Origin of the sequence: Virgibacillus dakarensis (assembly GCF_900155625.1) — a bacterium.
GTDB lineage: Bacteria > Bacillota > Bacilli > Bacillales > Amphibacillaceae > Lentibacillus_C > Lentibacillus_C populi.
Window position 1 is genome coordinate 1101995 of sequence record NZ_LT732553.1, and the last position, 15195, is coordinate 1117189.

Here is a 15195-nt window from a genome sequence, read left to right on the forward strand (position 1 = left end):
TTGTCATTAAAGCTGGATTTACAATTTTTTGCAGGTGAAAAGACGGAAAAAGCCACTCCGAAAAAACGGCAGGATTCCCGGAAAAAAGGGCAGGTTGCAAAGAGTCAGGATATTAATACAGCATTTCTGCTGCTGTTTTGCTTTCTAATATTATTTCTGTTTGGCGGCTTTATGAAGGATAGCATGACAGCCTTATACAGCCATGCTTTTACAGAATATATTCAATGGAATGTAACCGAGAATACCGTTCATCAGGTCTTTATAGAATCTACGATTGAAACAGCAAAAATGCTTGCACCAATTATATTAATCGCGATTATTGCCGGGTTAGCCGCCAACTTTATGCAAATAGGGTTTTTATTTACAACCGAACCATTGAAATTTGATTTAAAAAAAATTGACCCCATTAAAGGGGCAAAGAAAATCTTTTCCATCCGTGCATTGGTTGAATTGCTGAAGTCATTATTAAAAATTGTTTTCATTGGCGTCATCACGTTTGCGGTCATCTGGATGTACAAAGATGACATGATGATGCTTTCATTTAAAAATGTTGACAGCGCATTGGCCTTTTTTGGCAAGGTTACGATCATTATGGGAATGGCCGCAACGATTGCTTTGTTATTTTTGGCTGTATTTGATTATGCCTATCAACGATATGATTTTGAAAAAAATATCAAAATGTCCAAACAGGATATTAAAGATGAATATAAAAATATCGAAGGGGATCCATTAATCAAATCAAAAATCAAGGAGAAACAGCGGCAAATGGCCACAAGAAGGATGATGAGTGAAGTACCTGCTGCAGATGTCGTTATTACGAATCCAACCCATTTTGCTATTGCTATTAAATATGAGGAAGCAAAGGCAAGTGCACCGTACGTTGTCGCAAAGGGTGTTGATCACCTGGCGTTTCGCATTAAAGAAATTGCACGAAAAAATAAGGTAATGACAGTTGAGAATCGACCGCTGGCCCGTGCGTTATACGATGCTATTGAAATCGGTGACGTAATACCGGAAGAATTTTACCAGGCTGTGGCCGAGATTCTGGCATATGTCTATCGAATGGAAAAAAGGTTTAGTACAGACAGGGGTGAGATCCGTGAAAGCACGTGATTTATCGGTTTTATTAGGTGTTATTTTAATCATTGTAATGTTAGTTGTGCCGCTTCCAGGATGGCTCTTAAGTGTTCTTATTTTATGTAATATATCGCTCGCACTTATTGTTATTTTAGTATCAATGAACACACAGGATACGTTGCAATTTTCCGTTTTTCCTACATTGATCTTACTATTAACCTTATTTCGACTAGGGCTTAATGTCTCAACAACGAGATCCATTTTGTCGGAAGGGGATGCCGGTGGAGTGGTAGATACGTTCGGATCCTTTGTAATCGGTGATAATCCGCTTGTTGGATTTGTCGTGTTTATTATCTTGGTAATCATCAACATTTTGGTTATTACCAAAGGATCTGAGCGTGTATCGGAAGTGGCAGCACGATTTTCACTGGACGCTATGCCTGGGAAGCAAATGAGCATTGATGCTGATTTAAATGCCGGTTTAATATCGGAGCAGCAGGCAAAGGAACGACGTGAAAAGGTGGAAGCCGAAGCAGACTTTCATGGCTCGATGGATGGTGCCAGCAAATTTGTTAAAGGGGATGCGATTGCTGGGATTATCATTGTCTTAATTAATATCATTTTTGGGCTAATAATTGGCATCGTACAGATGGACATGTCATTTCAGGAAGCGATCAATACGTTTATGCGACTGACAGTAGGAGATGGGTTAGTTAGTCAAATTCCGGCATTATTGATTTCAACGGCAACAGGGATTGTCGTAACCAGAGCCAGCAGTGATGGAAATTTAGGTACTGAAGTAACGGGACAGCTGCTCCGGTATCCAAAATTGTTATTTATTGCTGCCGGAACTATTTTTTTGCTTGGACTTACACCGATTAACTTTTTCTTAACAACATTACTTGCTGCACTACTAGCGCTGAGTGGTTATTTGCTATTAAAACAGCAAAGCGTTTCCGAGGTACCGGACACGGAAGAAGAGGAGCAGCAGGAGTCTTCGGCGATGAAGGCACCAGAAAATGTTGTCAGCCTGCTTAGCATGGATCCGATTGAATTTGAATTCGGCTATGCACTGATCCCATTAGTTGATGCCAATCAAGGCGGTGATCTGCTGGACAGGGTTATAATGATACGGCGACAACTGGCAATCGAGCTAGGGATTGTTATTCCTGTTGTAAGAATCCGTGATAATATTCAGCTTAATCCCAATGAATACCGTTTAAAAATAAAAGGGAATGAAGTTGCTTCCGGTGAACTGCTTCTGGATCATTATTTGGCAATGACACCGGATCCTGATGAAGATTTACTAGAGGGGATCGAAACAAAAGAACCGGCTTTTGGCTTACCCGCCAAATGGATAAGCGAGGAAAATAAAGATGAGGCTGAATTGTCCGGCTATACAGTAGTCGACACGCCATCGGTTGTCTCTACGCACATCACAGAGGTACTAAAGCGGCAGGCCCATACATTGATAGGCCGGCAGGAAACAAAACAACTTGTCGATCATTTAAAGGAAAGCTATCCGATCCTGGTCGAAGAAGTTACACCAGAGCCACTTGCTATTGGCGATATCCAAAAAGTTTTAGCCAAATTATTAAAAGAAAATATTTCTATCCGTAATTTGCCAGTTATTTTTGAGACACTTGCCGACTTTTCCCGGATGACAAATGATACGGAGCTGTTAACGGAATATGTAAGACAGGCATTGTCCGCGCAAATTACCAAACAATACGCTAGCAATGATAAAGAGTTAAAAGTTATTACCATTTCCGGCAAAGTAGAAAAACGAGTAGCGGAAAATATTCAACAGACAGAACATGGAAATTATTTATCATTGGATCCGGAATCCCAGCAGGAAATCGTTACAACCCTGCATGATGAGGTAGAAAAACTTGCATTACAGGAGGAGACAGCGATTGTCCTATGTTCACCGGCAATTCGTATGTACGTGAAACAATTGATCGACCGTTTTTTACCACAGGTTATTGTCCTGTCATATAACGAACTTGAACCAGATGTACAGGTTCAAAGTGTTGGGGTGGTGAATGTTGCGTGAAAGTAAAAAAATATATAGCACCAACAATGCCGGAAGCAATGCAGCAAATTCGTAAGGAGCTTGGGACAGATGCAGTCATTCTTCATTCGAAGGAAGTACAAGCTGGCGGTATGCTCGGTTTGTTTAAAAAACGGAAAATAGAAGTCATTGCGGCACTGGATCCACAACCGCAAAAGCCAAAAAGGGAACCTGTTCCCGAACCAGTTGTCAGCCAAAATGCTGAAGCGAAAAACGATCAAACAGATCCTGTAATTAAGGAAATTAAACAGTTAAAGAAAATGATGGAATGGCAACGAGCTGGAACTAAAATGGAATTCCCGTTCGAGTATCAAGCTGTTTACCAGCATTTGCAAGATCAGGAGGTTTCCGAGAGTCTGGCTGCAACATTAGTTAGTGAAATTATTGAAAACCATCGGCGTGATGGGTTTACTCCAGAACAAGCGCAAATTTTTCAAGATACGAAAGAGGAGATTCAAAAGCGGATCGGGGATTTACCATTTCACGGTATTACATATGAGAAAAAAATTATTCAGGTTGTCGGTCCAACCGGTGTTGGGAAAACGACAACACTCGCGAAGCTTGCTGCAGTTTGCACGCTACATGATAACAAAAAGGTTGCCTTTATTACCGCCGACACGTACCGAATAGCCGCAATTGAACAATTGAAAACATATGCGCGGATATTAGATGTGCCAATCGAAGTAGCTTACAATAGGAACGATTACCAAGCGGCCATCGCAAAATTTCAGGAGTATGACTTGATTTTTGTGGATACAGCAGGTCGAAATTTCCGTGATAAACACTATGTCGAAGAATTAAATAAGACTATTAATTTTGATGAACAGGTGGAAACCTATCTTGTTTTATCGCTGACGGCAAAGTCAAACGATATTCTGGCAATATATGAACAATTTCAGCACATACCGATTAATTCGCTAATTTTTACAAAAATTGACGAAACAAGGGAGTACGGCAGCATACTTAATGTTCTATTACGTTATGGAATTGGAATTGCCTATTTGACAAACGGGCAGGATGTTCCAGACGATTTACTAGCCCCGTCAGCAGAGGTTATCAGTAATTTACTAGTGGGTGATTATGATGCCAGATGATCAGGCGGCGAAATTAAGGCAAAAGTTAGCTGTGAAAAATAATCAGACCCATGCAAAAACAATAGCCATTGTCAGTGGAAAGGGTGGTGTCGGCAAATCCAATTTCGCTCTGAACTTTGCATTAGAGCTTTTAGATAAACGCAAAAAAGTTCTTTTGTTTGATTTAGACGTTGGTATGGGAAATATTGATATTTTACTAGGTATGCAAACAAATAAAACGATCGTTGACATGCTGGCCGATCAGTTGGCATTTAGGGATTGTTTGGAAATAGGACCGAACAATTTGGATTATATTGCTGCCGGTTCGGGGTTGTCCGAATTTTTTACAATGGACAAGATGAAAATGAATTATTTCCTTGAACAGTACAATGATCTGATTCCAAAGTATGATTATATAATTTTTGATATGGGTGCAGGCACAACAAGTGACAGTTTGGCGTTTGTCATGGCAGCCGATGAGTGTATTGTCGTTACAACACCAGAACCAACATCCATCACAGACGCATACGGAATGACTAAACATATTGTAAACAAACAGCGAAATATGCCGATATATGTAGTAATGAACCGATCTCGTACAGCAAAATTCGGGACAAAAGTACTAAATCAATTCCAACGGGTTGTTTTCCGATTTTTACAGGTGAATGTTTTCCCAATGGGGGTTTTGCCGGATGATAAAACAGTCCAAACGGCGGTGACCAGGCAAATTCCTTATCTATTATTGAACAGCAAAGCACCCGTTTCAAGAGCACTTAAACAAATCGTGACCAGTTATCTGGCAAACGAAATCAGCCTTAATCAACAGGAATCCCTTTCATTCGTACAAAAAGTAAAACGGTTCATGACAGAGAGGAACAAGCAATGAAGCCGATCCGTGTTTTAGTTATTGATGATTCAGCTTTTATGCGGAGAATGATTTCCGATATCATTGGAAGTGATGACCGTCTGGAACTTGTCGGAACCGCACGAAATGGAAATGATGGAATAAAAAAGATAAAGCACTTATCACCTGATGTTGTGACATTGGACGTGGAAATGCCGATAATGGATGGAATAACGACATTGCAGAAAATAATGGAGGAACGGCCACTTCCGGTGGTGATGGTTTCCAGTGTGACGGCAGCTGGAACCGATAAAACGATTCAAGCTATCTCTAATGGTGCGGTCGATTTCATTACGAAACCATCTGGCGCTATCTCGTTGGATATTACCAGGATCAAACGGGAAATTATTAGAAAGGTTGTTACAGCTGCACATGCTGTATTACCGAAAAGGGAATCAAAAACACAACATCCAATTAGAGCACAGCAGATCGAAAAACCTTTACGGCCACATGCAAAGACAGTTGTAGCAATTGGATCGTCAACTGGAGGGCCGAAAGCACTGCAGCAAATTTTAACCGAATTATCGGCCGATTTTCCGGCACCGATTTTAATTGTGCAGCATATGCCAGCCGGATTTACGAAATCACTTGCAACGCGGTTGAATGCGCTGGCTGGAATTCATGTAAGGGAAGCGGTTCATGGGGAAATAATCCAACCGGAAACAGCATATATTGCTCGCGGCAATTTTCATATGAAAATACGAAAGGCAGGTACTGCCTTAGCTATTGAATTAACACAGGAAAATGAACTATTTGGGCACAGGCCTGCTGTTGATGTGTTATTTGAATCATTGGCACTACAGGATAACGTGAATAAAATCGCTGTTGTATTAACTGGCATGGGGCACGATGGGTCACAAGGAATTATCCAATTAAAACAACGAGACAAAAATACAATTGTCATCGCTGAAGCCGAAGAATCATCGATCGTGTACGGCATGCCAAAATCAGCTGTAAAAACAAATTGTGTGAACTATATCAGGCATTTACATAAAATTGGTGACACGATTGCACAGTTTGCTGAAAGCTTAAGGGGGAAGTAGCATGGATACGACAGAGTATTTGGATGTATTTCTTGATGAAAGCAGAGAACATCTGGAGTCTTTATATAAACAGTTATTGGCACTGGAGAAAAATCCAGCTGAAAAAACAATTATCGATGAGATTTTTCGAGCTGCACATACCCTAAAAGGCATGTCTGCTACGATGGGATACAATGATTTGGCAACATTGACACATAAATTGGAAAATGTGTTTGATGGGATCCGCTACGACAAGATAAAGGTAAAAACGGAAATGATGGATGTTTTATTTGATGCGGTCGATCATTTAACTGCAATGGTAGAAGATATTGCAGCAGGAGGTAATGGAAACCGGGACGTTCATCAGGTTACAGCACATTTGGACGCTATTGAGAACAAAGAGACAACTGATGACAAAAAAACTGGCGAGCCGGCCAACGCATTGGAAACCATTACGTCTTTAAATGAATTTGAGTTGTCTATCCTGAATGAATCGGCAGAACGCGGATTTGGAAATTTTGAAATTACGGTAGAGCTCAGGGCGGATTGCCTGTTAAAAGGCGCCAGGGTATTTATGGTATTTGAAGTATTGGAGAAACTTGGAGAAGTAATTAAATCAGAACCATCCGTTAATGATCTGGAAGATGAGAATTTCGAAAGTTCCTTTACCGTATTGTTCGTTTCCCGCTGCAACCAAAGGGAGATTGCGGAGAAAATCAATAAAGTATCCGAGATTAAACAGGTTACGATTAATCCTTTTTCCATTTCCGGGTATAAACAGGAGCAGGCAAAGCAGCAACAGACTGCTGAAAAACCTGTACAGCAAACGAAGGAAACAAAGACCGAAGAAATAACCTTAAAACAACAAGGGAAAAGCACCTATAACAAAACGATCCGGGTCAATATCGACCGGCTGGATGTTTTAATGAATCTATTTGAGGAGCTGGTGATTGACCGGGGGCGTTTAGAACAGATCTCCATGGACTTAAATCATAGCGATCTGCAAGAAACAGTAGAGCGGATGACAAGAGTTTCCGGCGATTTGCAATCTATTATTCTAACGATAAGGATGGTACCGGTTGATCAGGTATTTAACCGATTTCCCCGCATGATCCGGCAATTGGCACGTGATTTAAACAAAAATGTTGAGATAGAAATCATTGGTGCAGAGACAGAGCTTGACCGGACGGTGATTGATGAAATTGGTGATCCCCTGGTTCATTTGATCCGCAACGCGATGGATCACGGAATTGAAACACCTGAGATACGCAGACAGAAAGGAAAGCCGGAACAAGGAACGATTAAACTGGAAGCTTATCATAGCGGCAACCATGTTTTTATCGAAATTTCCGATGATGGCGCTGGAATCAATAAAGACAAAGTTCTGAAAAAAGCCATTGCGAATGCAGTGATCAGTCAGAATCAGGCCAAATCATTAACCGATAACCAAATCTACGAACTGATCATGGCAAGCGGATTTTCAACTGCAGATACCATTTCCGATATATCGGGGCGTGGTGTCGGATTAGATGTTGTAAAAAATACAATTGAATCATTAGGTGGGAATATTTCCATTGCTGCAGAGGTGGGCAAAGGTTCTACCTTTTCCATCCAGTTACCATTAACCCTGTCGATTATTTCCGTTCTGTTAATCGAATTGCAAACGGAGAAATATGCGATTCCTTTATCATCCGTCATTGAAACTGCGATTATTCATAAAGATGATATCATGCATGCACATCGTAAAAAGGTGATCGATTTCCGTGGGAAGGTTATTCCGTTAGTATTTTTAAAGGACATCTTTGCCGTTCAAGGGAAGGACCCGGAACAGCAAGAGTATGAATCGATTGTCATTGCCAGAAAAGGGGATAAACTGGCAGGACTTGTTGTTGATTCGTTTATCGGCCAGCAGGAAATTGTCTTAAAATCGCTTGGTAACTACTTAACCGATGTCTTTGCAATTTCCGGTGCAACCATTCTTGGTGATGGACAAGTAGCATTGATTATTGATTGTAATGCATTAATTAAATAGTAGTGGATGTTCAAAAATAACATTACAGGAGGATTATCATGGAAAATGAGGCTGTACTGGATAAAAAGGTAATCGTATTTCAATTAAAGAATGAGGAGTATGCTGTTTCTGTAGAACAGGTTGGTTCAATTGAGCGGATTGAGCCAATTACTCGAGTGCCGCAAACGGCTGATTTTGTTAAAGGTGTAATTAATATGCGCGGTGTAGTGACACCAATCATCGACCTAAGAAAACGGTTTGGCATTGAGGAAGCAGAATATAGTGAGGCGACAAGAATCATTATCGTTTATATGGATGATATCGAAGTCGGCTTAATTGTTGATGCTGCAAACGATGTGATCGATATCCCGGAAAGTTCGATTGAACCGGCACCGGAAGTGGTTGGAACGGTTGATGTAGATTATCTTGAAGGGGTTGCGAAGTTGAAAAATCGGCTATTAATCCTTTTGAATCTGCAGAAGGTTCTCTCAAAAAATGAAATAAAACAATTGAAATCGGTGGAAGGATAAAAAACGATGGATTTTACCGATCAGTTTTCACACATACAATTGGATGTGCTTCGTGAAATCGGCAATATTGGTGCAGGAAATGCTGCTACGTCCATGGCAAAATTAATTAATAAGAAAATCGATATGCAAGTTCCCTCTGTCAAAATAGTAGCTTTTGATGAAGTAATGGAGCTAATCGGCGGTCCCGAGGAATTAATTGCTGCTGTCTTTATTCGCATCCAGGGACAAGCACCTGGAACCGTTTATTTCATTTTAACAAAAAAGGAAGCGGAATATTTGGTGCGAGAGATAACGTCAGATAAGGAATTTTCCCTTGTCGGAGATAAAGGACCAAGTGAACTAGCTATCTCGGCACTGCAAGAGGTCGGAAATATTTTGGCAGGCTCCTATCTTTCGGCCTTAGCTGACTTTACGAATATTAATATGCAGCCTTCTGTACCATCCTTAAGTATAGATATGGCAGGAGCGATTTTGGCAGTTGGCTTAGTTGAGTTATCACAGGTATCTGATTACGCAATTATTATCGATACAAAAATAAATGAACAATCAAGCGTAGCTGGTATTCACGGTCATTTCCTGTTATTGCCTGATCCGGCTTCATTTAAGAAACTATTTACCAGTTTAGGGATTACTGATCATGCATGAGACTGGGATCGTCGTCAAAGTTGGCATAGCGGATCTGAATATTGTATTCCCGCCAAACACAATACGTACCTCCGGGCTTGGCTCATGTGTTGGTGTGGTACTTTACGATCCACCGAAGCAGGTTGCGGGTCTTGCGCATATCATGCTCCCTGATTCAACGATGAACAAGCAAAAAACAGTAAATAACTATAAATACGCCGACACGGCAATCGATATTTTAATCGAAAGATTGTGTGCAAGCGGTGCGAGAAAGCATGTTTTAAAGGCAAAGCTGGCTGGTGGTGCGCAAATGTTTCAGTTTTCATCAGCAAGCGAAATAATGCGGATCGGGCCAAGAAATGTTGAAGCTGTTAAAGGGAAGCTGCGTGATCATCAGATTCCAATCGTTGCATCTGATGTTGGTGGAAACTGTGGCAGAACCATTGAATTTAATCCAGAAACAGGGAAATTGAAGATACGTACAATAAATCAGGGAGAAGCATGTATTTGAAGAAGATGTTGAAAAAGTCACCAAATAATGAGCGGCGAACGTAGGAGTCAGCAGGGGGGCTCTGCTAAAATCACCCACGGCAATCACCAACGCAGAAGTTAGCATTTCCCGTGCAAGCCCGATGCTCGGGAGCTACGCCGTCCCGACCTTCTAGACCCGATTTGTCGACTTTTTGAACAAGCACTTAAAGCAATCATGGGAGGGGCGAGCGTAAAAATGACAACGAAAACATCTCCTCTGGAACAACGACTCTGGGAAAGTTGGCTACACGATAAGGATCAAGAGGCAGCAAATGAATTGATTGAGAACTATATGTATTTGGTAATGTTTCATGTGGAAAGAATTTCTAGTCATTTGCCGAATAATGTCAGTAAGGATGACATAAAAAGTTTTGGTCTAATTGGGTTGTTTGATGCGTTAAATAAATTTGATTCCAAACGAGATCTTAAATTTGACACCTATGCATCGTTTCGTATCCGCGGTGCCATAATTGATGGTTTAAGAAGAGAGGATTGGCTTCCCCGTTCCATCCGGGAAAAGACGAAAAAAATAGAAAAAGCTTCCCAGGAACTGGAGCAGCAGCTTCAGCGTTCTCCTAATTCGGAGGAAATCGCTGTAAAGGTGGGGATGAACCGGGAAGAAGTGGAAACTTTAGTGCGCGACACACTTTTTGCTAATGTCTTGTCCATTGAAGACAAACCAAAAGACATGACAAATGATCATAAGGAGGGGATTGGGTATATCATACCAGATGAGGCATCGATTTTACCGGATGAACAGATGATCAAATCAGAACTTCATTTGGAGCTTGCAAAAGGAATAAAACAGCTGAATGATAACGAACAAATGGTGATTAGTTTATTTTACCACCAGGAGTTGACATTGACCGAAATTGGCCAGGTTTTAGGGTTAACAACGTCGAGAATTTCTCAAATCCATCGCAAAGCAATCTTTAAGCTGCGAAATACGTTACAAAAGATTCACGCTTTAGCATAGGCTGACAAGTTTGATTTGAATGTTGAACAATCTTTTACAACGTTAAGTAAAAGGGGATATTAAAATGGGGGATTTGCAGAACTATTTTTATATTAACATATCAAATGATCGGTTACATGCCAGTTTGTATCGAACAGATAAGCCCATTGACGGTGATCTGGAGCTCACCGAAAACGGAATAATTAACATCCTAAAAGAGAAAAAGGTTTGCTACGGAGTGCTTCATGATACAATCCGATTAATCGTTTCCGATCTGTCTGTGGTTGAATTTCCGGTTATTGTTGCAAGAGGGCAACTTGCACAACATGGTGAAAATGGTACGATTACGTATGGGCTTAATTTCGATACTGAATTTGAAAAAACGGCCGATTGGAATTTTCGCGATGTGATGCGCATTCCTTCCGTACAAAAAGGGCAGCGGCTCGCGACGATTACGATGCCGGGAGATGGAAAAAACGGAATCGATATATTCGGTAAGGAGATTAAGGCGCGGCCAGGGAAACCTGTATTAGTAAAGGCAGGAAAAAATGTCGTTTATCATGAACAGGATCACTCTTTTTATGCGACAGCAGAAGGACAGGTTAGCATAAATCCTCGTTCCATTCAGGTGTATGAGGTTTATCAAATAAATGAAACATTGTCAATGAAGGATGGGAATTTGGATTTTGTTGGATCCATTGTCATACATGGAGATGTACCAACAGGCTATACAGTGAAAGCGGGAGGGGATATCAAAATATATGGTATGGTGGAAGCGGCAACATTGATTGCTGGCGGATCCATTTTTATCTCGGAAGGCTTCGCCGGACTCCGAAAAGGTTCTATCAAGGCTGATGGTAACATCCATGTCGGGTATATCAACCAGGGAATTGCCCATGCTGGAGATGATATCTATGTTGAGCGTTCGATTTTACATAGTGAATGTACAGCCAGGTGTCATATTTACTGTCAAAAAGGTAATATTATCGGCGGTATTTTATCGGCCGGAAAATCGGTTGAAGCAAAAGATATTGGCAACCGAATGAGTACGCAAACCGAGATTGTTTTGGGTGTTCATAAACGAATGATGGACAAAGAAAAGGAACTTTCGGCTGAAAAAGCGGAATTACTGGATACACGAAAAAAATTAACGGTCCTCGGTGAAAAAATGCAGAATCAACGTGATCAACAAAACCCTAAAGTTCGAATAACGATGTTAAGACAACGTAATTCAATTAACCAAACAATCGAAAAAATTGCCAGAATCGATGAACAACTAAGCCAGCTTAACGGACAAATCGGCAGTGAAACAGAAGCCAAATTAAGTGTAAGAGGCTATCTTTACAGTAATACAATTGTAACCTTTGGAAAATACAAACGGAAAATAAATAAAACAACCAAAAACGTGCAAATGAGGCTTGAGCAAAATGAGATAAGCCTTTTATCACTTTAACAGGGGAAGTGATCAATCCTGAGCTGGAAATCCATCGAAATGCAGGTGGCCCTCCCAAGGTCACAGGATGCAGGAAAACTGCAGGAGCAAATGCTGAAACAAACGCAGCATTCGCAGGAATCACTTGCAGCGAGTCAATTACTAAAAGATGAGCAGAAGCGGAAACGTGTAAATGAATTTGAAAAAACGGGAAAGCCGACCATTAAACAGGGTTCCGGCCAATCCAAACAGGCAAATCAGGATCAGCAGCATAAGGAGCAGGTAACAGAAGAGGGTCAGGAAATGGATCATCCGTATTTAGACGGCAAAATTGATTTTTCTGGATAGAGGGGATTTTTTTGATAGGATTTCTATTTTTTATTAGTTTTTTATTGCATATCACTGCCCTAATAGCCATCTATCAGCTGGTAAAGCAAAACAAAGCGGCAAAACAAACTAACATGGATGAGATAATCGGACTCTTTGAAACATATCTAGCTGAAATAAAAGAAGAAAATCGACTATTGGAAACAAAACTTGGCGATAATGATACTATGGAATCAAAAGAAGAAAAGAAACAGGCAGAGGCTCCGGTTGCACCGGTGGAAAAGGGAAGTAATAAATTAAATGATTTTTTTGTTCCGGAGGTAGAAGATAGTCTCGAAACCTCATTACAAGCAAGGGTTCTAAAGCTTCATGATCAAGGAGTTTCACATGAAGAAATTGCGAGCAGACTTAATTGCGGAAAAACGGAAGCAGCACTTATTATTAAATTACATGCCGAAACGAATAATAATGCTTGATTGCATTGTAGCCATATGATATATTTATTTTTGGTGTAAATACTATGTTCACTCATGATACGTGAACAAGTTTAATCACACACGTTTGTTGATTTGCAAAAGCGGTGCCATAGCAGAGGTTAGAAGGTGGAGGTCGGAGGTCAGAAAAAACCATTCCACTCTGACTGCAGGCTTCTGGAAAAACGCATCAGCGTTTTCGTATGGTTCTTAGGCAAAGATGATACAAACGGAGGGAAAAAACCAATAGGAGGATATATTATGTCAGTAATTTCGATGAAGCAATTACTCGAAGCTGGTGTACATTTTGGACATCAGACACGCCGCTGGAATCCGAAGATGAAAAAATACATCTTCACGGAGCGTAACGGCATTTACATCATCGACCTGCAAAAAACAGTGAAAAAGGTTGATGAAGCTTACAAATACGTAAAGGATATCGCTGCTGATGGCGGTACTATTCTTTTCGTAGGTACGAAAAAGCAAGCACAGGATTCTGTTCGTGATGAAGCGACACGCTCAGGCATGTACTATGTGAACCAGCGCTGGTTAGGTGGTACATTAACAAACTTCCAAACGATCCGTAAACGCATCAACCGTCTTAAAGACATTGAACGTATGGAAGAGGATGGAACATTTGAAGTACTTCCGAAAAAAGAAGTTGTTGGGTTATTGAAAGAAAAAGATCGTCTTGTGAAATTCTTGGGTGGAATTAAAGAAATGAACAAGCTTCCAGATGCTATGTTCGTTATTGATCCTCGCAAAGAGCGTATTGCAATTGCTGAGGCACATAAATTAAACATTCCGATTATCGGAATTGTTGATACAAATTGTGACCCGGACGAAATCGATTATGTGATACCGGCAAACGATGATGCTATCCGGGCTGTTAAACTTCTTACTTCAAAAATGGCAGATGCGATCCTTGAGGTAAAACAAGGTGAAGAAACCGCTGAAGTGGAAGCAGAACAGACAGAAGAAACTGAAACAGCTGAAGCGGAAAAAGTAGAAGCTGCTGAAGAGTAATCGTTTAAAAGGACAGGTGATAAGAGGATAAGCCTTTTATCACCTTTTTTAAAGAAGTGCACAGACATACTAACATAATCTTTTAAGGAGGATATATAATGGCAATTTCAGCAAAAATGGTAAAAGAACTTCGTGAAAAAACTGGAGCAGGCATGATGGACTGTAAAAAGGCACTTCAGGAAACAGATGGTAATATTGATAAAGCAATTGATTATTTACGTGAAAAAGGGATCGCGAAAGCTGCCAAAAAAGCTGACCGTATCGCGGCAGAAGGTTCTACTTATATCGAGGTGGACAATAATACAGCAGCTCTTTTGGAAGTGAACTGCGAAACAGACTTTGTAACTAAAAATGATCAATTTAAACAATTACTAGCCGAATTGGCAAAGCATATTGTAAAATTAAAACCAGCAACTGTTGAAGAGGCATTACAGCAAAAACTTCATGGTGAAGGGGATACGGTTGAAACATATATCAAATCTGTTATCGCTAAAATCGGGGAGAAAATTTCACTTCGCCGTTTTGCCGTTTTAACCAAAACAGACAATGATGCATTTGGTGCCTATCTTCATATGGGCGGTCGTATTGGTGTTCTATCATTGCTTGAAGGTACTACAGATGAAACATTGGCAAAGGATATCGCAATGCATGCGGCGGCTGTAAACCCGCGTTATGTTTCCCGCGATGAGGTTGCCAAAGAAGATGTCGATCATGAACGTGAAGTATTAAAAACACAAGCTCTAAATGAAGGAAAGCCGGAAAAAATCGTTGAGAAAATGGTAGAAGGCCGTTTAGGAAAATTCTTTGAAGAGGTTTGCTTACTCGAGCAAAATTTTGTCAAAGATCCAGATCAAAAAGTGAAAAAATATGTAGCCGATAAAGGGGCAACAGTAAAAGCTTTTGTTCGCTATGAAGTTGGCGAAGGTATGGAAAAAAGGGAAGATAATTTTGCTGAAGAAGTTATGAGCCAGGTTAAAAAGTAATAAACAAAGGCGCTGGAGCCGGACGTGGCCTGCTCTGCTGTAAGCATAATAGCGCCTCAAATTTTATACTTTCTTTACTTTAAACAAAAGTCGCTCGACCCTAAGCTGGGCGTATACAAAAATTAGGGGACACGGCTGTTGTTCCCTGTTTCT

The 15195-nt window shown here is 40.6% G+C and carries 15 protein-coding genes; all 15 read left to right on the forward strand.

Annotated elements, in window-relative coordinates; all coding sequences use genetic code 11:
• A complete protein-coding gene (flhB, locus tag CZ382_RS05520; protein ID WP_088050212.1) occupies positions 1-1113 on the forward strand; it encodes a flagellar biosynthesis protein FlhB in 1113 nt (370 codons plus the stop codon).
• Positions 1100-3133 carry a flagellar biosynthesis protein FlhA gene (gene flhA / locus CZ382_RS05525; RefSeq protein WP_088050213.1) on the forward strand — a complete coding sequence of 678 codons (2034 nt, stop codon included), beginning with the start codon at positions 1100-1102 and terminating at the stop codon, positions 3131-3133. The genes flhB and flhA overlap by 14 nt, the downstream gene beginning before the upstream one ends.
• Positions 3130-4245, forward strand: coding sequence for a flagellar biosynthesis protein FlhF (flhF, locus tag CZ382_RS05530; protein WP_088050214.1), 1116 nt, complete (start codon positions 3130-3132; stop codon positions 4243-4245). Before flhA ends, flhF begins: the two co-directional genes overlap by 4 nt.
• Positions 4232-5110 (forward strand): MinD/ParA family protein, encoded by an 879-nt coding sequence (locus tag CZ382_RS05535; RefSeq protein WP_327365023.1) that lies wholly within the window; start codon positions 4232-4234, stop codon positions 5108-5110. Before flhF ends, CZ382_RS05535 begins: the two co-directional genes overlap by 14 nt.
• Positions 5107-6171: a protein-glutamate methylesterase/protein-glutamine glutaminase gene (locus CZ382_RS05540; protein ID WP_088050216.1), complete on the forward strand. Its 1065-nt coding sequence runs from the start codon at positions 5107-5109 to the stop codon at positions 6169-6171. The genes CZ382_RS05535 and CZ382_RS05540 overlap by 4 nt, the downstream gene beginning before the upstream one ends.
• Before the next feature lies 1 nt (position 6172).
• Positions 6173-8182, forward strand: a complete 2010-nt coding sequence (locus CZ382_RS05545) for a chemotaxis protein CheA (protein ID WP_088050217.1) — start codon at positions 6173-6175, stop codon at positions 8180-8182.
• 38 nt (positions 8183-8220) lie between these two features.
• Entirely contained in the window at positions 8221-8691 is a 471-nt protein-coding gene (locus tag CZ382_RS05550) for a chemotaxis protein CheW (protein WP_188724610.1), read from the forward strand.
• Positions 8692-8697: 6 nt separating this feature from the next.
• Positions 8698-9336 carry a chemotaxis protein CheC gene (locus CZ382_RS05555; RefSeq protein ID WP_088050219.1) on the forward strand — a complete coding sequence of 213 codons (639 nt, stop codon included), beginning with the start codon at positions 8698-8700 and terminating at the stop codon, positions 9334-9336.
• The gene (locus CZ382_RS05560; protein WP_088050220.1) at positions 9329-9826 is read left to right on the forward strand and encodes a chemotaxis protein CheD; all 498 of its coding nucleotides are present in this window, start codon (positions 9329-9331) and stop codon (positions 9824-9826) included. Before CZ382_RS05555 ends, CZ382_RS05560 begins: the two co-directional genes overlap by 8 nt.
• A gap of 216 nt (positions 9827-10042) precedes the next feature.
• A complete protein-coding gene (locus CZ382_RS05565; RefSeq protein WP_088050221.1) occupies positions 10043-10822 on the forward strand; it encodes a FliA/WhiG family RNA polymerase sigma factor in 780 nt (259 codons plus the stop codon).
• A 64-nt stretch (positions 10823-10886) separates the two neighbouring features.
• Positions 10887-12254, forward strand: coding sequence for a DUF342 domain-containing protein (locus CZ382_RS05570; RefSeq protein ID WP_088050222.1), 1368 nt, complete (start codon positions 10887-10889; stop codon positions 12252-12254).
• A 39-nt stretch (positions 12255-12293) separates the two neighbouring features.
• The gene (locus CZ382_RS05575; RefSeq protein ID WP_230856020.1) at positions 12294-12581 is read left to right on the forward strand and encodes a hypothetical protein; all 288 of its coding nucleotides are present in this window, start codon (positions 12294-12296) and stop codon (positions 12579-12581) included.
• A gap of 11 nt (positions 12582-12592) precedes the next feature.
• The gene (locus tag CZ382_RS05580; RefSeq protein WP_088050224.1) at positions 12593-13036 is read left to right on the forward strand and encodes a DUF6115 domain-containing protein; all 444 of its coding nucleotides are present in this window, start codon (positions 12593-12595) and stop codon (positions 13034-13036) included.
• Between the two features lie 258 nt (positions 13037-13294).
• The gene (gene rpsB, locus CZ382_RS05585) at positions 13295-14059 is read left to right on the forward strand and encodes a 30S ribosomal protein S2 (RefSeq protein ID WP_088050225.1); all 765 of its coding nucleotides are present in this window, start codon (positions 13295-13297) and stop codon (positions 14057-14059) included.
• Between the two features lie 98 nt (positions 14060-14157).
• Positions 14158-15042 carry a translation elongation factor Ts gene (gene tsf / locus CZ382_RS05590; RefSeq protein WP_088050226.1) on the forward strand — a complete coding sequence of 295 codons (885 nt, stop codon included), beginning with the start codon at positions 14158-14160 and terminating at the stop codon, positions 15040-15042.
• The last annotated feature ends 153 nt before the right edge of the window (positions 15043-15195 follow it).